18 protein-coding genes are annotated in these 19,802 nt (G+C 72.2%); 7 read left to right on the plus strand and 11 right to left on the minus strand.

Annotation, left to right across the window (positions count from 1 at the left end):
• Positions 1-21: 21 nt before the first annotated feature.
• The 4 genes from ACIQ7Q_RS16345 to ACIQ7Q_RS16360 form a co-directional block, all read right to left on the minus strand.
• Positions 22-498 carry an ATP-binding protein gene (locus tag ACIQ7Q_RS16345; RefSeq protein ID WP_403861442.1) on the minus strand — a complete coding sequence of 159 codons (477 nt, stop codon included), beginning with the start codon at positions 496-498 and terminating at the stop codon, positions 22-24.
• A gap of 404 nt (positions 499-902) precedes the next feature.
• The gene (locus ACIQ7Q_RS16350) at positions 903-1,838 is read right to left on the minus strand and encodes an acyl-CoA dehydrogenase family protein (RefSeq protein ID WP_403861444.1); all 936 of its coding nucleotides are present in this window, start codon (positions 1,836-1,838) and stop codon (positions 903-905) included.
• A complete protein-coding gene (locus ACIQ7Q_RS16355) occupies positions 1,838-2,971 on the minus strand; it encodes an acyl-CoA dehydrogenase family protein (protein ID WP_403861447.1) in 1,134 nt (377 codons plus the stop codon). Before ACIQ7Q_RS16355 ends, ACIQ7Q_RS16350 begins: the two co-directional genes overlap by 1 nt.
• Complete coding sequence (locus tag ACIQ7Q_RS16360) at positions 2,971-4,212, minus strand: amidohydrolase family protein (RefSeq protein ID WP_403861450.1); 1,242 nt, start codon at positions 4,210-4,212, stop codon at positions 2,971-2,973. Before ACIQ7Q_RS16360 ends, ACIQ7Q_RS16355 begins: the two co-directional genes overlap by 1 nt.
• Before the next feature lie 124 nt (positions 4,213-4,336).
• On the opposite strand from ACIQ7Q_RS16360, the gene ACIQ7Q_RS16365 reads away from it, so the two are divergent.
• Positions 4,337-5,833 (plus strand): class I adenylate-forming enzyme family protein, encoded by a 1,497-nt coding sequence (locus ACIQ7Q_RS16365; RefSeq protein WP_403861453.1) that lies wholly within the window; start codon positions 4,337-4,339, stop codon positions 5,831-5,833.
• A 54-nt stretch (positions 5,834-5,887) separates the two neighbouring features.
• Here the strand turns inward: ACIQ7Q_RS16365 and ACIQ7Q_RS16370 are convergent, their stop codons facing one another.
• Both ACIQ7Q_RS16370 and ACIQ7Q_RS16375 read right to left on the minus strand, forming a co-directional pair.
• A complete protein-coding gene (locus ACIQ7Q_RS16370; RefSeq protein WP_403861456.1) occupies positions 5,888-6,406 on the minus strand; it encodes an EF-hand domain-containing protein in 519 nt (172 codons plus the stop codon).
• Positions 6,407-6,576: 170 nt separating this feature from the next.
• Entirely contained in the window at positions 6,577-6,951 is a 375-nt protein-coding gene (locus ACIQ7Q_RS16375; protein WP_403862158.1) for an STAS domain-containing protein, read from the minus strand.
• A 286-nt stretch (positions 6,952-7,237) separates the two neighbouring features.
• Here ACIQ7Q_RS16375 and ACIQ7Q_RS16380 point away from each other — a divergent pair, with 286 nt between their 5' ends.
• Together ACIQ7Q_RS16380 and ACIQ7Q_RS16385 are read left to right on the plus strand one after the other, a co-directional pair.
• Positions 7,238-7,819 carry a sigma-70 family RNA polymerase sigma factor gene (locus ACIQ7Q_RS16380; protein ID WP_403861459.1) on the plus strand — a complete coding sequence of 194 codons (582 nt, stop codon included), beginning with the start codon at positions 7,238-7,240 and terminating at the stop codon, positions 7,817-7,819.
• Positions 7,816-9,246 (plus strand): zf-HC2 domain-containing protein, encoded by a 1,431-nt coding sequence (locus ACIQ7Q_RS16385; protein ID WP_403861462.1) that lies wholly within the window; start codon positions 7,816-7,818, stop codon positions 9,244-9,246. Before ACIQ7Q_RS16380 ends, ACIQ7Q_RS16385 begins: the two co-directional genes overlap by 4 nt.
• Here ACIQ7Q_RS16385 and ACIQ7Q_RS16390 read toward each other — a convergent pair.
• Both ACIQ7Q_RS16390 and ACIQ7Q_RS16395 read right to left on the minus strand, forming a co-directional pair.
• Positions 9,233-9,487 carry a hypothetical protein gene (locus ACIQ7Q_RS16390; protein ID WP_403861465.1) on the minus strand — a complete coding sequence of 85 codons (255 nt, stop codon included), beginning with the start codon at positions 9,485-9,487 and terminating at the stop codon, positions 9,233-9,235. The two genes, ACIQ7Q_RS16385 and ACIQ7Q_RS16390, sit on opposite strands and share 14 nt — an antisense overlap.
• A 23-nt stretch (positions 9,488-9,510) precedes the next feature.
• Positions 9,511-10,575: an MFS transporter gene (locus ACIQ7Q_RS16395; RefSeq protein ID WP_403861468.1), complete on the minus strand. Its 1,065-nt coding sequence runs from the start codon at positions 10,573-10,575 to the stop codon at positions 9,511-9,513.
• A gap of 55 nt (positions 10,576-10,630) precedes the next feature.
• On the opposite strand from ACIQ7Q_RS16395, the gene ACIQ7Q_RS16400 reads away from it, so the two are divergent.
• Positions 10,631-11,623, plus strand: coding sequence for an ArsR/SmtB family transcription factor (locus tag ACIQ7Q_RS16400; RefSeq protein ID WP_403861471.1), 993 nt, complete (start codon positions 10,631-10,633; stop codon positions 11,621-11,623).
• Positions 11,624-11,636: 13 nt separating this feature from the next.
• Here the strand turns inward: ACIQ7Q_RS16400 and ACIQ7Q_RS16405 are convergent, their stop codons facing one another.
• Entirely contained in the window at positions 11,637-11,942 is a 306-nt protein-coding gene (locus ACIQ7Q_RS16405) for a trypco2 family protein (RefSeq protein WP_403861474.1), read from the minus strand.
• Positions 11,943-11,978: 36 nt separating this feature from the next.
• Here ACIQ7Q_RS16405 and ACIQ7Q_RS16410 point away from each other — a divergent pair, with 36 nt between their 5' ends.
• The 3 genes from ACIQ7Q_RS16410 to ACIQ7Q_RS16420 all read left to right on the plus strand — a co-directional run bounded on the left by ACIQ7Q_RS16410 (position 11,979) and on the right by ACIQ7Q_RS16420 (position 18,394).
• Positions 11,979-15,761 carry a tetratricopeptide repeat protein gene (locus ACIQ7Q_RS16410; protein ID WP_403861477.1) on the plus strand — a complete coding sequence of 1,261 codons (3,783 nt, stop codon included), beginning with the start codon at positions 11,979-11,981 and terminating at the stop codon, positions 15,759-15,761.
• 217 nt (positions 15,762-15,978) lie between these two features.
• Positions 15,979-17,100, plus strand: coding sequence for a hypothetical protein (locus ACIQ7Q_RS16415; RefSeq protein ID WP_403861479.1), 1,122 nt, complete (start codon positions 15,979-15,981; stop codon positions 17,098-17,100).
• Positions 17,101-17,107: 7 nt separating this feature from the next.
• On the plus strand, positions 17,108-18,394 hold the full coding sequence (locus tag ACIQ7Q_RS16420; protein WP_403861482.1) for an extracellular solute-binding protein: 1,287 nt from the start codon (positions 17,108-17,110) through the stop codon (positions 18,392-18,394).
• Positions 18,395-18,448: 54 nt separating this feature from the next.
• Here the strand turns inward: ACIQ7Q_RS16420 and purU are convergent, their stop codons facing one another.
• Both purU and ACIQ7Q_RS16430 read right to left on the minus strand, forming a co-directional pair.
• Positions 18,449-19,300: a formyltetrahydrofolate deformylase gene (gene purU / locus ACIQ7Q_RS16425; protein WP_403861485.1), complete on the minus strand. Its 852-nt coding sequence runs from the start codon at positions 19,298-19,300 to the stop codon at positions 18,449-18,451.
• Between the two features lie 45 nt (positions 19,301-19,345).
• On the minus strand, positions 19,346-19,792 hold the full coding sequence (locus tag ACIQ7Q_RS16430) for a hypothetical protein (RefSeq protein WP_403862161.1): 447 nt from the start codon (positions 19,790-19,792) through the stop codon (positions 19,346-19,348).
• Positions 19,793-19,802: the final 10 nt, after the last annotated feature.

Here is a 19,802-nt window from a genome sequence, read left to right on the forward strand (position 1 = left end):
GCCGCCGAGACGCCGAAGCGCTCAGCCTCCGTGCGCCGCCACCGGCGAGGAGGTCCTGGGTGCGGCGGTCATCGGCTGCGGCTGGTTGCCCGTGGGCACGCACCGGTCCACCTCGCACCAGATGGACTTGCCGGCGCCCTCACGCTGCCACCCCCAGCGGTCCGCCAGACCGTCGACCAGTTCCAGGCCACGGCCGTTGGTGTCCTCGCCGTGCGCGTGCCTGGGTCTCGGCGGGCAGGCGCTCACGTCGGCCACCTCGACCCGGACCGTCCCCGGCTCCTCGGCGCCCGCACCCAACAGCATCCGGAGCACGGCCGGACACCCGGTGTGCACCACGGCGTTGGTGACGAGCTCCGAGATCAGCAGGATCAACGTCTCGGCCAACGGCTCGTCGTCCGCCACGCCGGACTTGTCGAGCCGCGACCGGGCCCATCTGCGGGCGCGCCCCACCTCCGACGGGTCGGCCCCGATCTCCAACTGCATCTGAAGCACCTGCACCGCTCACACCATCCGAACCGGCGGACACATAGCCTCGCGCCTCACAGCCATAACGGAATGTGATTCCCTTACGGCACAGCATGGTTGACGTACAGTCACCGCAACAAGCGCTTCGGGCATATTCCAGCGCGAAGGAGTATGCATGGTGCATACTGTGCGACGCACATCGCGGAGAGTCGAACGCAAGGTCGCAGAACGCATTCGCACAGGCCGAACAGCGCGCAACGACGGGCCCGGGACCGCCGTACCGGCGACACCGTGAGACCCCGTCATCGCAGCGACTCCCATTTCACGGAGCGTACCGGAGCGGGCCCCCGACTCCGCCCCGTGACAAGTCGCCCGAAGGACACAACCCGATATCGACGCAGGGTGACGCTCCGGAGTGCCATGGCCTGCCCTCTGGTTCAGGGTCGTACCGGCCCTCCGGCCAACGCCTGGGCCTGCACCTCCTCGGCCTGAGCGGTCGTCAGCCACATCTGGGCCCGCAGCAGGGATCGTTTGAGGTGGAGATGGACATCGGCCTCCCAGGTGAAGCCGGTTCCGCCGAACACCTGCAGGCAGTCCCTGGCGCCCCGCACCGCCGCCTCGTCGGCGAGCAGCTTCGCCCCTGCGATCTCGGTGAGGTCCTCGCCGACTGCGGCCGCGTAGACGGCCGCACGCGCCACCTCCGTGCGTACGAGCATCTGGGCACACAGGTGCTTGACTGCCTGGAAGGCGCCGATGGGCTGCCCGAACTGCACGCGGCCCTTCGCGTGGCGCACTGCCTCCTCGGTGCTGCGGGCGGCGCTGCCGAGTTGTTCCGCGGCGGTGAGCAGCACGCCGGCGCCCAGCAGCGGGCCGGGCGCGGCGGGCCGTGGGGGGCGAGCGAGACGGTGCAGGGGGGTGAGGGGGTCCAGGGACCGTACGGGGGCCGGGCCCCCCGCCTCCAGGAGGCGCAGCGATCCGTCGGCCGCGAACCCGACGGCCGCATCGGCGTCCTCGAAGTGCTGGATCAGAGGGCCGAGTTGGCCCGCACAGGTGACGATCGTCGCCCCGTCCGCCGCGCCCGGGACGAGGCCGGCCGCCAGATGCGTCGCCACCAGCGGCCCCGGCAGCAGGACCCGGCCCGCCTCCTCGAAGGCCAGTACCGCCTCGGGCAGACCGAGCCCGGCCCCTCCGTCGCGTTCCGGCAACCGGAGAGCGAAGAGCCCCGCCCTGCCGAGCTCGCGCCACAGCCCCCGGTCGAGCCTGCCTTCACGATCCACGGCCGTCCTCAGCGCCTCACGCCCGAAGCGGCCGGCGAGCAACTCCCGCACACCGCTGCGCAGCGCCCGCTGATCGTCGGTGAGCCGGAAGTCCATCAGCACCCCTTCGGCAGGCCGAGGATGCGCTCGGCGACGATGTTCTGCTGAATCTGCGAGGTACCGGCGGCGATGGTGTACGACAGCGACGAGAGTCTTTCCCGCGTCCACGGTCGGGCCAGGTCGAGCGCGTCCGGGCCGAGGACCTCCGCCGCCGCGTCGTACAGCTCCTGACGGGCGTGCGAGTAGCGCAGTTTGAAGACCGACCCGCCGGTGCCCGGCACGCCGCCGGTCGCGGCGGCCTCGCTGACGTTCCACTGGGTGAGCCGCCACAGCGCGGTGAACTCGGCGTTCAGCCGGCCGAGCCTGCGCCGGAGGGCCGGGTCGTCCCAGCGGCCGTTGGCGCGGGCCTCCGCGGCCACTTCGACGAGGGTGCGGCGGCAGGCGACGACCTCGCCGACGAACGCGGTGCCCCGTTCGAAGGAGAGCGTGACCATGGTGACGCGCCAGCCGTCGTTCTCGTCCCCGACCCGGGCGGTGACGGGCACGCGCACCTCGTCGAGGAACATCTCCGCGAACTCGGCGGACCCGGCCAGGGTCCGCAGCGGTCGTACGGTGACGCCGGGGGCGTCCATCGGCATCGCCAGCCAGGTGAGGCCGCGGTGCCGGGAGCCGGCGGGGCCGGTACGTACGAGCAGCTCACAGCGGTCGGCGACCTCCGCGTGCGAGGTCCAGAGCTTCGATCCCGTCACGACGTACGCGTCGCCGTCGCGGACCGCCCTGGTGCGCAGGGAGGCCAGGTCGGAACCCGCTTCCGGTTCGCTGAAACCCTGGCACCAGATCTCCTCGCCGCGCAGGATCGGCTCGAGCCAGCGCGCCCGCTGTTCCGGTGTTCCTTCGGCGGCGACGGTCGGGCCGGCGTGCAGCAGTCCGACGAAGTTGGCGCCGACGTAGGGCGCCCCGGCCCGCTCCGTCTCCTCGAGGTAGATCAGCCGGACGGTCGGCGGAGCGTCCCAGTGCACCTTCGCGTATCCGGCGTCGTACAGCGCCCGCTGCCATGCCGTGTCGTAGGCGCGCCGGCCGGGCCAGTCGTCCGGCGACGGCGGCGGCGGCAGTTCGGGCAGCTGGACCGCGAGCCATTCGCGCAGCCGGGCGCGGAACTCCTCCTCCTCGGCGGTGTACGCCAGGTCCACTACGAATCCAGGTCCAGGCCGAGCATGCGGATGGCGTTGCCGCGCATCAGCTTGTAGACCGTCTCGTCGTCGAGGTCCCGCACATGGTCGAGCGCGACCTGCTTGGTGTGCGGGAAGGTCGAGTCGACATGCGGGTAGTCGGTCTCGAAGGTGGCGTTGTCGCGGCCGACGACGTCGATGGAGGCGACGCCGTGCTTGTCGCGGAAGAAGCAGCAGAAGATCTGCCGGTAGTAGTAGGTGGAGGGCGGTTCGGGGACCAGGTCGCGCACCCCTCCCCAGGCCCGGTGCTCCTCCCACACGTCGTCGGCGCGCTCCAGCGCGTACGGGATCCAGCCCATCTGGCCCTCGCTGTAGGCGAGTTTGAGGCGTGGGAATCTCACGAGGACGCCGCTGAAGAGGAAATCGGTCATCGAGGCCATGGCATTGTTGAAGGAGAGCGACGCCTGCACGGCGGGCGGGGCGTCCGGCGAGGCGGCCGGCATCTGGGAGCTGGATCCGATGTGCATGTTGACGACGGTGCCCGTCTCCTGGCAGACGGCGAAGAACGGGTCCCAGTAGCCGGAGTGGATCGACGGCAGCCCGAGGTGGGTGGGGATCTCGGAGAACGTGACGGCGCGCACCCCTCGCCCTGCGTTCCGGCGGATCTCGGCCACGGCCAGGTCGATGTCCCACAGCGGGATGATGCACAGCGGGACGAGCCGTCCGCCGCTGTCGCCGCACCACTCCTCGACCATCCAGTCGTTGTAGGCGCGCACGCAGGCGAGCGCGACCTCCTTGTCGTGGGCCTCCGCGAAGGTCTGGCCGCAGAAGCGCGGGAAGGTCGGGAAGCAGAGGGACGCCTCGACGTGGTTGAGGTCCATGTCCTTGAGGCGTTCGACGGGGTCCCAGCAGCCGGGCCGCATCTCGGAGCGGGTGATGCCCTCGAGCGTCATGTCGTCGCGGTCGAAGCCGACGGCGGCGATGTTGCGCTTGTACGGGAACTTGAGGTCCTCGTAGATCCACCAGTCGGTGGGGGGGCCGTCGGGGTCCATCGTGATCCGGTACTTGCCGCCGACGTAGGCGAGCTCGCCGATGCCCGCGGTCAGGGGCTTGGGGCCGCGGTCCCGGTACTTGGCGGGGAGCCAGGTCGCGAAGAGGTGCGCCGGTTCGATGACGTGGTCGTCGACGCTGACGATCCGGGGCAGCTCTCTTTCCAACGGGGCCTTGTCCAACGGGGCCGTTTCCAGCGGGGCCTTTTCCATCGGGACCTTCCTCCGCTCCTGACGGTTCGTCAGTTCTGGATTTCAGGCTAGCCCAGCACCCCTGGACCGACAAGGCGGCCGGACCTACGATCTGACGAGCCGTCAGCTACGGAGGTTCCTGGGCATGAACGAGACCGCACACGCACTCGGCGCCGCGCGCACCCTCTGGGAACTCGTCGACCGCCGCGCCGCCCTCACCCCGCACCGCCCCGTCCTCCTCCAGGACGGGCGCACCCTCACCTTCGGCGAGCTGCGCGACCGCTCCGAGCGGGCCGCCGCGGGCCTTTCCGCCATGGGCGTGCGCCCCGGCACGGTCGTCGCCTGGCAGCTGCCCACCCGGATCGAGACCGTGCTGCTGACCGTGGCCCTCGCCCGGCTCGGCGCCGTGCAGTCGCCGGTCATCCCCTTCTACCGGGACCGTGAGGTCGGCTTCGCGCTGCGCGAGTCCAAGGCCGCGTACTTTGCGGTGCCCGGCGAATGGCGCGGCTTCGACTTCGCCGCCATGGCGGAGCGGCTGGGCGCCCGCGGCGTCTTCGAGGCGTACGGCTCACTGCCCGACGGCGACCCGGCCGCGCTGCCCGCACCGCCCGCCTCCGGCACGGACGTGCGCTGGATCTACTGGACCTCCGGCACCACGTCCGACCCCAAGGGGGTCCTGCACACCGACCGCTCGTTGATCGCCGGCGGCTCGTGCCTGGCCCACGCGCTGCACCTGTCGGCGGACGACATCGGCTCGATCGCCTTCCCGTTCGCGCACATCGGCGGACCCGACTATCTCGTGATGCTGCTGCTGTACGGCTTCCCCGCGGTCCTCTTCGAGAAGTTCGCGCTGCCCGACGCGCTCGGCGAATACCGACGGCACGGTGTGACCACCGCCGGCGGGTCCACCGCCTTCTACTCGATGTTCCTCGCGGAGCAGCGCAAACAGCCCGGCAGCAAGCTGATCCCCACCCTGCGGCTGCTCGCGGGGGGCGGGGCGCCCAAACCGCCCGAGCTGCACCACGCCGTCGTCCGTGAGATGGGCTGCACCCTCACTCACGGATACGGCATGACCGAGGTCCCGATGATCACGATGGGTTCGCCCGACGACTCGCAGCTCGACCTCGCACACACCGAGGGCAGGCCGCCCGCCGGCATGGAGATCCGGATCGTCGACGGCGAGGTCCGGCTGCGCGGCGAGGCCGTGTGCAAGGGCTACCTGGACCCGGCGGCGACGGCGGCAGCATTCGACGCCGACGGCTTCCTGATCACCGGCGACCTCGGGCACCTCACCGAAAGCGGCCACCTCGTGCTCACCGGGCGGGCCAAGGACATCATCATCCGCAAGGGCGAGAACATCTCCGCCAAGGAGATCGAGGACCTGCTGCACACTCATCCGGGAGTGGGCGACGCGGCGGTCGTCGGGCTGCCGGACGACGAACGCGGCGAACGGGTCTGCGCAGTCGTCGAACGGGCCCCGGGCGCGGCGGACCCCACGCTCGAGGAACTCACCGCCCACCTCCGGGGGGAGGGCCTGTCGGTCCACAAGCTGCCGGAACGGCTCGAGGTCGTGGACGCCCTCCCCCGAAACGAAGCCCTGCGCAAGGTACTGAAGTACAAGCTCAGGGAGCGGTTCGCGTGAGCGCCCCGCGGGCTGCGCGGGGCGCTCGGGGCCTACGGAAGTGCCGACGGGCTGCTACTGGGGCTGCTCGGGGGTGACGTAGTACGCGGCGAAGGCGGCCAGGGCCTCCTCCTCGTCGATCCTGCCGTCGTCGTCCGTGCCCAGTGCCGCGGCCGCCCGCGCGGCGACGCCGGCCTCGACGCCGAGAGCACCGAGCACGCGCTCGACGGCCGCCGGGGTCACGCCCCGCCCGTCCTCGTCGGCGACCCTGATCACGGCGTGCAGGAACGGACGGGCGATCTCGCCGAACCGCTTCGGATTGTCGCGCAGTCTCTTCACCGCGCTCGTCGCGAACTCCTGGCGGGTCACCCGCTGATCGCCGTCCACGTCGGCGATCCCGGCCATGCCCTGCCAGAAGGCCTCCGCACCGCTGTACAGATCCTGGCCCTTGACGGAGCGGGCGGTGACGGAGAACTCGGCGAGCAGCTTGGCCGCGGCCGAACTGAAGTCCTCCCGGTCGATGTAGCCGTTGCCGTCCTGATCGAAAGCGGCGAAGCGGGAAGCGATCTTCCGCTCGTACTCTGCGCTGTCCATGCGGGGAGCGTAAAGCCCCGGAGGCCGAGGTGTGTACGCACCCGGGGAATTGCATGTGTGCAACACGGGGGCGAAGTGCAGGTGACGGGGGTGCGGCGGGGCGTACGGGGGCGCGCAGTCGGGGCACGGGGGCGCGCCGTTCATGGCGTTTCCCGGCATTCGCGCCGTGCTCACGCGGAGAGCGGTTCCGCCCCGTCGTCGGTGGCCGAGCCCGTGTCCGCGTAGACCTCGAAAAGACGTCGCACGCCGAGGGCGCCGAGCACACGGTTGACGTGCGAGCCGTCCTCCGCGCCGCGCGCGGGCAGGATCAGCCGCAGTCTGCCGCGGCACGAGCGCATCAGCCGCCGCGCGGCGATCAGCACGCCGACACCGCTGGAATCGCAGAAGAACACCTCGGAGAGATCGAGCACCACATCGTGATGACCCTGGGCGACCGCGTCGTGCACCCGCTGGCGGACCACCGGTGAGGACACGAGATCGAGCTCCCCGCACACATGCAGCACGGTCCACGAGCCCTGCCGGGTCTCGGCCACACTGAGCATCACCACGTCTGGACCCCTCCTCATGCCGGCCCGAAAGACCGGAAGCTGTCCTTCCACTGCCGCTGCCCCACTGTCCTGCACGCAAACGCGACGTTCGTCACGGAGAATCCGCAGGGCAGCGCCCCCACGACGAGGGTGTTCCCGCTTCCGGGCCCTACCATCCCGGTCTCGCGCAAGGGCGTACTTGCCGCAAAGGGACATACGTTTTCCGCCCGGCGCACTACATTCGATGGAGCGACAACCACGGGGGCAGAGGCAGCAGGCACGGAGCGCGGAGCTTGGGGGCCGTATGGCGAAGGACGCACCACAGCGCTGGGACCGCAGGATGCAGCAGCGGCTGGCGCGGGGCGAGGCCGCGGCCCTCGGTGAGCTCTACGACAGGTTCGCGGCGCTCGTCCACAGCCAGGCCCATCGCGTGCTCGATGACGACGAGGCGGCCGACCAGGTCACCCGCGAGGTCTTCGGCTACATCTGGGAGAACCCGGACGCCTACGACCCCAAGCGAGGCTCCATGCGGTCGTGGGTAGCCAGGCTCACCAACAGCCAGGCCGTGCACCGGCTGCGCCAGAGCGAGGCCGCCGCGCTCGCGGAGGGCGGCGAGGGCACGCCGGAGGAACTGGAGCAGAAGGTGCGCCGGGCCGCCGTCGCGGCCCGGGCCGATTACATCGTGACGTCCATGCCGGCGCCGCTGCGGGCGGCGCTGGAGCTGGCGTACTTCCAGCGCAGGGACTACCGGCAGACAGCGGCGGACCTCGGCGTCACGGAGGACGAGGCGAGGCGGCGGCTGCGCCTCGGCCTGCAACTCCTGTCCACGGCGCACACCCGCGCACTGGAGGGCTCCTCCCCGCCCGGTTACGGACGCACGCTGTGAACGGGCCACTCGACGGCGACAGCGGCGGCGACGACCGCGAGCGGGGCAGCGACGAGGTGCGGGGTGTGCCGCGCATACCATCGCCGCGCCACGCCGCGGACGACCTCCACCCGGACGCGTACCGCCCGAAGCGGCCGCCGCTCCCGAAGCGGAAGCCGCAGCCCGAGCGCGAAACGCCGCCCGCGCACGGAACGCCGTCCGAGGCGGAGATCACAGGCGACGCACAGACCGCGCCCGAGGCGGCGGAGGCGACCGGAGGTGCGCGCGCCGCCGAGGCCGGCCCGGTCGAGCCCGCGCCCGTCGAGCCCGCGCCCGTCGAGGCCACCGTCGCGCCGCCGCACAGCGTGCTCAGGTCGCTGCTCGGCGCCTGGGCGTTGTCCGCCTGTTCCGCGGAGGAGACCGCCGCCGTCGAGGACCATCTCGGCTACTGCGCCCCGTGCGCGGAAGAGGCGCTGCGGCTGCGGGACGCCGTCGGACTGCTGCACACCGACCGTGACCTGGACCTCGACCCGCTGCTGCGCTTCCGTGTGCTGGAGAACTGCCTGGGCCGCAGGCCCGCCCGTATCCCCGTCCCCGACTGGGCCGACCCGTACGACGCGGAGACCGCCAGGCTGGACGCGCTGCTGCGGGACATAGGGGACTCGGAGTGGCACGCGCCGGTACGGCTCAAGTGGTTCGAGGGCGAACGCCAGATCAGCCGGCGCACGACCGTGGCCGGTGTGATCGGGCACCTCATGACCGTCGACGGGCTCGTCGCGACCGCGCTCGGGCTCGACGACCCGCTGGGCCCGCATGCGCCGACGCTGCCGGCGGAGCGGACCGAGTCCTTCTGGAGCACCGCGGACCTGCCGCCGACCGGCAGGATCCGGGATCCGTGGCGGGACCAGAGCCACACCCTCATCCGCACGGTGTCCTTCGCGGGGCGCGGCGTCGCCGAACTGTCGGTCTCCTACGGGTCGTTCGCGCTGCCGCTGCAGGATGCACTGCTCGACCGTGCCTTCGAGTGCTGGATCCACGCGGACGACATCGCCGACGCGGTGGACTACCCGTACGCGCCACCGAGCGGCGCCCATCTGAACCGGATGATCGATCTGGCGGCCAGACTGCTGCCCGCCGCACTCGCCGAGCGCAGGCGGGCCGGGCTCGCCGGGCCGCCGCAGCATCTGATCGCGGCCGGAGCGCCGGGGCGCTCGCTCCACCTGGAAGTGGAGGGGTCCGGCGGCGGAAGCTGGTACATCGCCCTGGACTCGCCGGCCGCCGTCGGCTCACCGGACAAGTCGGTGGCGCAAGTGGCTCTGGACGGGGTGGAGTTCTGCAAGCTGGTCGCCGGCCATGTCTCCCCCGAGGAGGCCGCTGCCGGCCAGGACGGCGACCGGGAGGCGATCCGGGACGTGCTCTTCGCCGCGGCGGCGCTCAGCCGACTGTAGGAGAGCGCGGGTCCGTCGAGGTCTTCGGTGCGGGGTCGGCGGCGGGCGCCGGGGCCTGATGGCCCGGCAGTTCCTGGCGTCGGCGCACCGGCGAGAGGAAGACGGGCAGGAAGGCGAGCGCCAGGCAGCCGGCGCCCGTCCACAGGGCGACGCGCAGCCCCGCGAACTCGCCGATCAGGCCCGCCACGGCCGAGCCGACGGCGATCGCACCGGTGAGCATGAAGCGGAACGTGGCGTTCATCCGGCCGAGCAGGGGGTCGGGGGTCAGCCGCTGGCGAAGGCTGACGCCCAGGACGTTGTCGACGCCGATCTTGAACGTGTACAGCAGCCAGCCGGCCCCGGCGAGCCACAGCCAGGCGCCCCGGTCGATGAACGGCAGGAGCAGCGCGGTCGGCGCCATCCAAACCCGGCGATACCGAGGGTGCGGCCGTGCCCGAGCCGCCCTGCGATACGGCGGGCACACCGCGCGCCGAGCAGGATGCCGACCCCGCCGACCGCCCAGTACAGCCCCAGAACACCTGCGGAGAGGCCCAACTCGCGGATGAAGAGGATCGGCAGCAGCGTGTTGACGATCTGTGAGCCGAGGTTGGTGAGCGCGGCGGTGAGCGCGAGCGCCCGCAACTCCGCGTTCCCCCACACGTGCCGCACCCCCTCCCGTATCTGCGTCCCCAGCCGCGCGGCCGCGACATTCGGGACGCGGTCGAGCGCGGCAGCCGCGCCCGGTCCCGGGGCGGTCCTCGCCGGGGTCTCGCGGTCGCTGCGGGCCGCCAGGCGCAGCGCCGACGCAAGGTAGAGCAGGCCCACGCAGATCACCGCCACCGGGGCCGTGAACAGCTGCACGACGCCGCCGCCCGCGCCCCTGCCCGCCACGTTGCCCGCGGCCTGGAGGCTCACCACGGCCGCGTTCGCCGGCACCAGGGCCTCCCGGTCCACGAGCCGGGGCAGCCAGCTCTGCGCGCCCACGTCGAAGAAGACCGTGGCGCAGCCGTTCAGCAGGACGACGACATAGAGCTGGCCCAGCGTGAGGACGTCCAGCGACCACGCCACGGGCACGGAGGCGAGCAGGCCGGCCCGCGCCAGGTCCGCCGCGATCAGCACCCGCCGGTTGCGCATCCGGTCCACCCACGCCCCGGCCGGCAGCCCGATGAGGAGGAACGCGGCCGTCGACAGGGTGGCCAGCAGGCCGACTTCGCCGGCGCTCGCGTCGAGCGCGGAGACGGCGATCAACGGGACGGCGATGTAGCCGACGTTCGAGGCGAGCTGACTGAACGCGGTGGCCATGAAGAGCGCACGGAAGTCACGGGACCGCCAGGGACTGTCTTGTGGCATGGCCCGTACGCTGCCCGGAAGCCGGATCGCGTTCCAATGATTTAGCCTCGGCCGAATGGTGCAGGACAGAACGTCCGAGGGCGGCAGGCTTGAAATCGGCTTCACGGCCGAGGACGTGGCCCGCACACGCTTCGCCGTCTCCCCGCTGTGGGAGGTCGTCGCCAGCGTGCGGGTGCTCAAAAGGGCCGACGTGCTCGGCATGCACCGGCGGTGGACCGAACAGGTACGGCCGCTGCTCGCCGCCGCGAAGCTCGACCTCGCGCCGCTGTCCTCGCTGATCGCCGTGCCCACCCCCGGCATCCCCGGCTTCCTCGCCCCGCCGCCGACCACCCCGCAGCCCTCGCTCGAGGTGGAGCTGGCGGCGCTGCGGTCGACGCCGCGCCACCTGCTGCGTACGACGACGACGGAGGTCGAGCAGGGGGTGGCCGCGCTGCGCGCGGACCCCGACCTCGGGCTCGGGCGTCTCACGGAGGTGATCGCCGCCTACTGGGAGGTGGCGATCGCGCCCCACTGGCCGCGGATCCTCACCCTCGTCGAGGGCGACATCCTCTACCGGGCCAAGCGTTTCGCGGAGGGCGGCGCGCGACGCCTCTTCGACGACCTCGACCCGCAACTCACCTGGGACTCGGGCACCTTGCAGCTGGTGCAACGCCGCGTACGCGGGGCGCACACCCTGGGCGGCCGGGGGCTGCTGCTGGTGCCGTCGGTGTTCGTGTCGCCGCGCATCTTCTCCTATGTGCGCAGCGACGAACGGCAGCCCACCCTGCGCTATCCGCCGCGCGGCGTCGGCACGCTGTGGGAGCCACGCCCCCAGCCGTACTCGGACGCCCTCGCCGGAGTGCTGGGCCGCACCCGTGCGCTGCTCCTCGCGGAGCTGGCCGCCCCGGCGTCCACCACGGACCTGGCCCGCCGCATCGGCCTCTCGGCCGGGGGCGTCTCGCAGCATCTGACGGCTCTGCGTGCCGCGGGCCTCGTCACCGCCCACCGCACCGGGCGGGTGGTGCTCTACGCCCGTACGAGCGTCGCCGAGGCACTCGTCGCGAGCTGACTCCTCGCGTGTGTCACTCCCCGCCCACGCTGTAGTTCGGGTCGCCGTTCTCCCGGTGCGGCTTGAGCTCGATCCGGATGGTGTGCGTGGTGTCCCGCGCCGCCGAGCCGCCGCCTCCCGCAGTGAGCACCCCGATCCTCAACTCCGCCCGGCCGCTGCCCTCGCGCCGCACCTGCACGGCGAACTCCAACTCCACCTTCTCCACGCTGAACCGCAGATCGCGTCCCGCGCCGGCCCCCTGTGCGGTCTCGAGCTCGTCGCGGACCTGCCCGATGACCTCCGCCAGCCCCACGACCGCGGTTTCGTCACGCTCAGCCATCGCGTCCCCCGTCTCCCGTAGTTATCGTTGAGCAGTATGAGCGAGCCGCTTCGCACATCCAACTACACGGCCCATGAAGAGAGTTGGCGGCTGCGCCTGCTCCGGACGCAGGATCGCGCGAGCCGGCCGCTCGGTGCCGGGGTGCTGCTCCCCGGCGGCCTGGTGCTCACCTGTGCGCATGTGGTCCTCTCCCGCCCCGACTCCTCGGGAATCCGTACCCCGCTGGAAGAGGTGTACGTCGATGTGCCGCGCGCACCCGCGGGGGAGGCGGAGGAACCGCTGCGTGCCAGGTTGCTGCGGGAGTATCTGGTCCTGCCCACGGGGCAGTTCGGCGGCGACCTCGCGCTGCTCAAGCTGGACCATGAACCCGCGGTGCCGCATGCCGTCCTGCACCGCCAGATCCCGGCGCGCGGCGACATGGTGCACTTCACGGGGTATCCGGAGGACCTGCCCGGCGGTGAACACCTCGATGCCCGGCTGATGGGACGCGGCGGGCCCGCCCCGACGCCGGAGTGGGTGCAGCTCGACGCGCGGAACGCGCCGTACGTGGTGCGGCGGGGCTACAGCGGCTGCGCGGTCGTGCACAGCCGTACGCGCCGGGTCATCGGCATCGTGGCCCACCAGTTCGGCACCCCACAGGTCCGGGTGCGCCGGGACCACGCGTACATGATCCCGACCGAGACGGTGTTGAAGCATCTTCCGCTGGAACGGCTGGGGCTGACGGTGACGGGAAAGCCGGCCGTGTCGCACGACGTCGCCGTCGCCCATCACAGGACCGCCTCCGGCCGCGTCCCCGGCCTGCACCAGCGGCTGACCCGTTGGCTCGACGGCACCCCGGACACCGACCCGGTGGAGCCGGTGTTCGCGGGAGAGGGCGAACACGACCTCCTGCACACCGTGAGATCGGTGCTCACCCTCGCCGACCGCGAACAGAGCCCCCCGGAGGCGGCGTCGGCACCGGGGAGCGAGTCCGGCACGCCGGGAGTGCCGGGCGGTCCGCAGGTGGGCAGCATCGACATCGCCGTCGACGCCACCAACCGGACGGCCGCCGAGCTGGCCCGGCACGCGGCGGACCGCATCGGCCTCGACCCGATCCCGGACGGACCGGACATATCGGAGGGCGGCCCGAACGACCACAGCGGCCCCCGGGCCGTTCCGCACCGCCGGGACAGCCCCGAGGCCCCCGTGGCCCACGAAGCCGACGAAGCCGACGAAGCCGACGAAGCCGACGACGAACCGGACGGCGGGCTGCTCGCGCGGATCGCCGAGGAGAGCCCGCCCCTGATCGCCGCGTTCCTGTCCATCGACCGGTCCGCGTCCACCGACGACGAGATCGTGCGGCTGCTCACCGCCCTGCTCGCCCACGGCCGGAGCCGGCTCCTCCTCGTCTTCAGCGACCCCCGCTCGCCGCTCCTCACCCGCGTACGCACCGAACTCCTGGGCTCCGACTGGGGCGTTCGCCGTACCGAGCGGCTCGGCACGCGGGTGAGCCGGCTCGCCGAGGCCGAGCAGCGGCTGCGGCAGCTCTCCGGACGGCGGCCCGCCGCCCAGGCCCCCCGGCTGCGCCGGACGCTCGAGCAGATCGGCCCGGAGGGCCCGTTGAACGGCTCCGTCGAACAGTTGCACGCGCTGTTCCGGTGCACCGTCGACATCGAGACCGCGCTGCTGGAGGCGGAGGCCGCGGAGCAGGAGCTCGCCGGTCCGGCCGGGCCCCGCGAGTTCGTCGTCGGCCCGCCCGGCGACGGGCTGACGGACCTGCCGGCGGTCGCCGTGCGCGACCCGGACGCGCTCGTCACCGAGCAGCCCGGTGACCGGCTCGCGGGCGGAGAGATGCTGCATCAGCAGTACGAGGTGGTGGGCCCCATCGGGCAGGGCAGCCACGGCAAGGTGTACCTGGCCCGCGACCTGCTGCTGGAGAACCGCCCCGTCGCCCTCAAGGGCATCCTCGACCCCGGCGATCCGGCCGCCGTGCTCCAGGCCCACCAGGAGCGGCTGCGGCTCGTCAGCCTCAACCACCCGTCGGTCATCCGAGTGGTCAACTACGCGCGCCACGAGCGGACGTCGGCCGAGTTCATCGTCATGGAGTTCGCCGACGGCGCTTCCCTGTCGTGGGTCGCGTCCCGGATCGCCCGGCACGTCGAGCCGTTCGCGGGGCCTCGGGTGCGCGAGTTCGTCGTCGCGTACGGCCTGCTGATCCTCGAGGCTTTCCACTACCTGCACGACAAGGAGCAACTCGTCTACGGCGACCTGTCGCTCACCAACGTCCTCCACTGCGGCACCGGCATCAAACTGATCGACGTCGCGGGCGTACGCGAGCCGGGCGCCCCGGGGCCGGTGACGCACCGGCCGCCGGAGAGCATGAGCACCGGCGGCCGGATGACCACCGCGGGCGACCTCTACACGGTCGGCGCCGTCCTCGGGGAGCTGGTCGCGAAAGACCCTTCGCCACCGTCCGACCTCGGCACCGAATCGTTGCAGCGCGCCCTGTCGCGCGCCACGGCCACCGACCCGAAGCGGCGTTACGCCACCGCGCAGGAGATGGCCGTCCAGCTGCGCGGCGTACTGCGCGAACTGCGCTCGCTGCGGCTGGACGAGGAGACGTTCGAGCCCTCCCCGCTCTTCGACTCGGCCGCCATCGCGCTGGACGGCCGGCTGGGCAAGCCCCCGCCTCTGGAGCGCTGGGGGGCGGACGGCACGGACGACCGGCTCGGCGCGCACGTACCGGAGCCCTCGGAGGCGGCGGTGGCGCTTCCCGTACCGAAGCCCGACGAGCTGGACCCCAACTGGAAGGAGCTCCAGCGCACCTCGCACGACGACCCGGCAGGCCTGCTCCAGCTCAGCAACGAGTGGCTGCCGTCGCCGGAGCTGCATCTGCTGCGCTGCCGACTCCAGCTGGAGCTCGCCGGCACCCGCCGCCACAGCCGCGACCAGGCGCTGGTGACCGCCGCGGTGGAACTCGAGCGGGCCGCGCGGCTGCTCGGCGAACGGGCCGGCTACGACTGGCGTCTCGACTGGCACCAGGGACTGACCCAGCTCGCGCACGGCCGGCTGCACAGGGCGCTGAACTGCTTCGACACGGTGTACGCGGCGATACCCGGCGAGTACGCCCCGAAGCTGGCCCTCGGCTACTGCCACGAGAAGCTCGCCGACGAGTGGCGGGCCGGGGGTCGGGCCGGCGCACCAAAGGCCCCGGCGGCGCGCGAGGCGCACGAGCAGCAGGCCATGCTCTTCTACGACGCGGTGTGGCGGCGCAACCACGCGCTGGGCGCCGCCGCGTTCGGGCTGGCGCGTATCCACCTGGCCCGGCACAGCCCGGACCGCGCGCTGGCCTCCCTCGACGGCGTCCCGCCCGACTCCCGGCACCGCACCGCCGCACGGACGGCGATGGTCCGCATCCACGCCGGTACGCCGACGGTCGCCTCCGCGATCCGGGCCCAGGCCGCCCTGCACCGGCTCACCGGCCAGGAAGGGCTGACGGACCGGCAGGCGCAGGAGCTGCTCACGGCGGAGCTGCGCGAGCAACTGCTGGAGCTGGTGCGCTCGTCGGGCTCGGATCGGGTGCTCACCGAACTGCGCGCCGCGCTGCCGAAGACGATCCCGCTGCCCGCCACGGAACGGGAGCTGCGGGAGCAGCTCTCCGCGAGCTACCGCCAACTGGCCAAGCAGGTCCCCCGCAAGGATCTGCCCGACGGCGCGGCACTGGCCGAGGCGCTGCTCGACAACGCGTACAGCACCCGACCCCTCGGCGTGCGCCACACCCGCCCCGGCGTAGGTCGCCGGGCGTGGTTGCGTCGACTGTCCCTGGGCGGCCGCCCGTGATCGCCCGCGTGGCGGCTGCTCCCCTGCCGTCCCCCTACGGCCCGGCGGCCGCGGAGGGGCCCCCACTTCCCGGTACCGGGCTCCGCCCGGACCCGGTACGGCGCTTCGCGCGCTGTCCCCAATCTCCCCCTACGGCCTGGCGGCCGTGGGAGGTGCCCACGGACGGGCTGACGAAGTCAGCCCCGCCGCAGACGGTCCGCAGACCGGGGGAGGTCGGATGAGACGCGCGTGGCCGGCCGTGCAGCGGTGGGGCGTGGCGCTGGGGCGGTACGCCGCCGGGGCCGGGCCCGCGCTGTGGGCGCGGGCCGTCGGACGCGGGCCCCGGGGGCGCCGGGCCACGGCCGCGTTCCTGCGGCGGCGCATGCTGGTGCTGCCCGCTCTCGCACTGCTCGCGCTCGCGCTCGGTGCCGTCGCCTACGCCGATGTGCACGAACGCTCCGAGCGGCTGCGGCACCGGAGCGTTCCGGCGCTGGAGGGACTCGCGCAGGCCCGGACATCGCTCGAACTCGCCCAGGCACAGGCCGAGTTGCGGTTGCTGACCGCCCCGCAGGCCGGCGAGGTCGAGCTGGGCGAGACGTATCGCTCACGGATGACGGAAGCCGCCCAGAGCCTCAACCGTGTCGCCCAGGCCGACGCCCTGAGCAGAGCCCAGGAGCAGGAGCTGCGGGTGGTCTCGGGGCTGGTCGTCGCCTACGGGGACAAGATCGCCTGGGCGGACCGCAACCGGGCCAGCGACGTGTTGCGCCGGGCCGGCGTCGAGTACGCCGAGGACCTGCTCAGCGGCCCCGCGAACACGAAGTCCGCCACGCCCAAGGAGCCGACGGCCGTGCTGGACCGCATCACGAGGCTGGAGGATCAACTGCGGCAGGAGAACACCGACCTGGCGGCCTGGAGCCCGCTGACCCTGACGACCGCGGGGGCCGCGCTGCTGACGACCGCGCTGTTCGGCTTCGTGACCGTCGGCACGGCGCTGTTCCTGCGGGACCGGTTGCGGCTGGTCAGCGTGCAGTTGGCGGCAGGCGCGCTGCCGGTGCTGCTGACGCCGGTGCTGCTCGCGTTCGGCGGTGCGCAGGAGCACGACGCGCAGGAGGGCCTGCGCGCCGAGGTCGCGGCATTGCGGGAGGTCGACGCCGACCCGGGCGCTTCGACCAGGATCGAGGAAGCGACGGGCAAGGCGTACGCGCGGATGGACGCGGCGAATCCGGAGGGCTGGTCCCTCACGGCGGGCATCGCCGTCCCCGCCGCCGGCATCGGCGCGCTCGCCTGCGGCGTCACGCTCTTCCTCTACGGAAAGCCGTATCCGGCCGCCGTCACCCGGCGCAAGCGCACCGAGGCGTGAGGGAGTCATGAGGAGACGCAGGGGTTTGAGGGTGCTGCTCGCGGGCGTCCTGTTCGCCGTCTGGGCGGTCGCGGCAGGAGGCTGTTCCGGCTCGTCGGACGAGCGCACCCTCGTCGTGCTGGGGCCGTGGACGGACGGCGAGGAGAGGCCGTTCAAGGAAGCGCTGAAGGCCATGGAGAAGGAGACCGGCCACTCCTACGTCTACAAGGGCACCCGCTCCCTGCGGGAGACCCTCGTCGCCCAGCTCCAGGCCGGCGCACCACCGGACGTGGCGATCCTCAACAGCCCGGGCGAACTCGTCGAGTACGTGAAGGCGGGGGACGTGCACTGGCTGCCGGAGAGCGTGGCGGGCGCCGCAGTCCCGCCCTGGGCGCCCACGGTCACGGTCACCGGGCCGAACGGCGGGGCGCAGACCCGCGCCTACTGGGTGCCGATACGGGTGGACCTCAAGTCGCTGGTGTGGAGCCGTGCGGGCGCGGGCACGGAGGACGCCGATCCGGTGTGGTGCCTCGGCATGGGCTCCGGGGCGACCTCGGGCTGGCCGGGCACCGACTGGCTCGAGGACCTGATCCTTCAGCGCAGCGGCCCCGACGTGTACGAGGACTGGGCGACCGGCAGAACGGAGTGGAAGACGACCGCGCCGCTGTGGCGGGAGTGGGGGCGGATGATGACGGCGGACGGACGTTCGCCGGATACCGAGGCGCTGGCGGACTTCGAGCTGCTCGACGACGGGCGTTACGGACTGCTGAACCGCGGCGACTGCACCCACGAGCACCAGGGCTCCTTCGTCCGCAGGCACTACGGCGACGACGTGCTGCCCCGCCCGACGTCCGAGTACCTCGACGGAGCGCGGACCTCGGCGCAGGGCGGCGAGAACGCCTTCGAGGTGTCAGGTGACATGGCGGCGGTGTTCAGGGCGAGCGACGCCGCCTGGGACCTGCTCGGCCGGCTCACCTCCGAAGAGGCCCGCACGAGCTGGGCGAAGGCGGCGCAGCCGGGCGAGCGGCCGTTCTTCCCCGGCGGCACGACGGCTTCCGTGCCGCCGTCACCCGGCACGCAGAGCGTGCAGAAGCTCTTCGACTCGGCGGGGCAGATCTGCTTCGACGCCTCCGACGCGATGCCGCCGACGCTGCGTGACGCGTTCCACAGGGCCGTGCTGGAGTTCGTGGGCGACCCGGGCAACGATGCACTGCTCGACCGACTGCTCGAGCAGCTGGAGGCGGAACGCAAGCTGCAGGTCCTGGACAACAGCTTCGTCCTGGACGACCTGTGCGCCAACGCCGTCGGCGAGTAGGTCCTGCCCGGCGGGTCAGGCGCGGACCCGGCCCGCCGCCATGGTGGTGGGCGGTCAGGCGAAGACGACGGTACGGCGGCCGTTGAGCAGGATGCGGTGCTCGGCGTGCCATTTCACCGCGCGCGCGAGCGCCTGGCACTCCACGTCGCGGCCGACCGCCACCAGCTGCTCCGGGGTGACCTCGTGGCCGACGCGTTCGACCTCCTGCTCGATGATCGGGCCCTCGTCGAGGTCGGCCGTCACGTAGTGCGCGGTCGCGCCGATCAGCTTGACGCCGCGGGCGTGGGCCTGGTGGTACGGCTTGGCGCCCTTGAAGCTCGGCAGGAAGGAGTGGTGGATGTTGATGATCCTGCCGCTGAGCTGCTTGCAGAGGTCGTCGGAGAGCACCTGCATGTAGCGGGCGAGGACGACCAGCTCCACCTTCTCCTCCCGCACCAGCTCCAGCAGCTGCGCCTCGGCGGCGGCCTTGGTGTCCTTGGTGACCGGAATGTGATGGAACGGGATGCCGTAGGAGCCGACCAGCTCGGCGAAGTCCGTGTGGTTGGAGACGACGGCCGCGATCTCGACGGGCAGTGCGCCGGTCCGTGACCGGAACAGCAGGTCGTTCAGGCAGTGCCCGAACCTGCTGACCATCAGGACGATCCGCATCCGCTCCTCGGCGAGGTGGATCTCCCAGTCCATCTGGAACGAGTCGCCGACGGCGGCGAAGCTCGCGCGCAGCTTGTCGACGGTCACCGGGGACTCGGCGGAGAAGTGGACCCGCATGAAGAAGAGACCCGTGTCACGGTCCCCGAACTGCTGACTGTCCTCGATGTTGCAGCCGGTGATGAAGAGATAGCTCGAGACGGCGTGCACAATGCCCTGCTTGTCCGGGCAGGAGAGCGTGAGGACGTACTGGTCGGTCATCCTCGTAGACTGCCACATCCGGCGGTGGAGCCCGGAGCTGGTCCGTCAGGCGGACCGCGTCATGATCCGCAGCACTTCCAGGGAGCGCGGCGTGACGTCGGGGTCCTCGCCGTCGTTCTCGGCCAGCCGGACGTGTGCCTCCCGCGCGGCCCGTACGGCCTCCGGCCAGCCGTGGTGCTCCATGTAGGCGGAGACCGGGGCGTCGGCGCCGACCTGGTGCATGATCCGCAGCACCCGCAGCACGGCGACGTCCACGAGGGCGGCCTCACCGGAGTCGCGGAAGATCGTCCCGACGTACTTCTCTGCGGACCAGTTGTCCAGCCAGGTGTCCTCGACCAGGCGGTACACGGCGTCGGTGACATCGCCGTACCCCTCGCGCCCCACCAGCCAGAACTCCTGGTGGAAGAGGGGGTCGGAAAGCATGTGCAGCGCCGAGCGCACGTTGCTGCGCCAGCGCCACCAGGGCATGTCGTTGAGCGGCATGCCGCCCATGGTGGAGGAG

The organism is Streptomyces sp. NPDC096176, from assembly GCF_044763255.1.
In the GTDB taxonomy this organism is placed as follows: domain Bacteria; phylum Actinomycetota; class Actinomycetes; order Streptomycetales; family Streptomycetaceae; genus Streptomyces.

Bases quoted from the DNA above. Each gene is read 5' to 3' on its own strand.
- ACIQ7Q_RS16400 (WP_403861471.1), top strand. From the start codon at position 10,631: ATGGTGCAGGACAGAACGTCCGAGGGCGGCAGGCTTGAAATCGGCTTC.
- ACIQ7Q_RS16360 (WP_403861450.1), bottom strand. From the start codon at position 4,212: ATGGAAAAGGCCCCGCTGGAAACGGCCCCGTTGGACAAGGCCCCGTTG.
- ACIQ7Q_RS16395 (WP_403861468.1), bottom strand. From the start codon at position 10,575: ATGCCACAAGACAGTCCCTGGCGGTCCCGTGACTTCCGTGCGCTCTTC.
- ACIQ7Q_RS16365 (WP_403861453.1), top strand. From the start codon at position 4,337: ATGAACGAGACCGCACACGCACTCGGCGCCGCGCGCACCCTCTGGGAA.
- ACIQ7Q_RS16405 (WP_403861474.1), bottom strand. From the start codon at position 11,942: ATGGCTGAGCGTGACGAAACCGCGGTCGTGGGGCTGGCGGAGGTCATC.
- ACIQ7Q_RS16415 (WP_403861479.1), top strand. From the start codon at position 15,979: ATGAGACGCGCGTGGCCGGCCGTGCAGCGGTGGGGCGTGGCGCTGGGG.
- ACIQ7Q_RS16370 (WP_403861456.1), bottom strand. From the start codon at position 6,406: ATGGACAGCGCAGAGTACGAGCGGAAGATCGCTTCCCGCTTCGCCGCT.
- purU (WP_403861485.1), bottom strand. From the start codon at position 19,300: ATGACCGACCAGTACGTCCTCACGCTCTCCTGCCCGGACAAGCAGGGC.
- ACIQ7Q_RS16380 (WP_403861459.1), top strand. From the start codon at position 7,238: ATGGCGAAGGACGCACCACAGCGCTGGGACCGCAGGATGCAGCAGCGG.
- ACIQ7Q_RS16410 (WP_403861477.1), top strand. From the start codon at position 11,979: ATGAGCGAGCCGCTTCGCACATCCAACTACACGGCCCATGAAGAGAGT.
- ACIQ7Q_RS16420 (WP_403861482.1), top strand. From the start codon at position 17,108: ATGAGGAGACGCAGGGGTTTGAGGGTGCTGCTCGCGGGCGTCCTGTTC.
- ACIQ7Q_RS16430 (WP_403862161.1), bottom strand. From the start codon at position 19,792: ATGGGCGGCATGCCGCTCAACGACATGCCCTGGTGGCGCTGGCGCAGC.
- ACIQ7Q_RS16350 (WP_403861444.1), bottom strand. From the start codon at position 1,838: ATGGACTTCCGGCTCACCGACGATCAGCGGGCGCTGCGCAGCGGTGTG.
- ACIQ7Q_RS16390 (WP_403861465.1), bottom strand. From the start codon at position 9,487: ATGAACGCCACGTTCCGCTTCATGCTCACCGGTGCGATCGCCGTCGGC.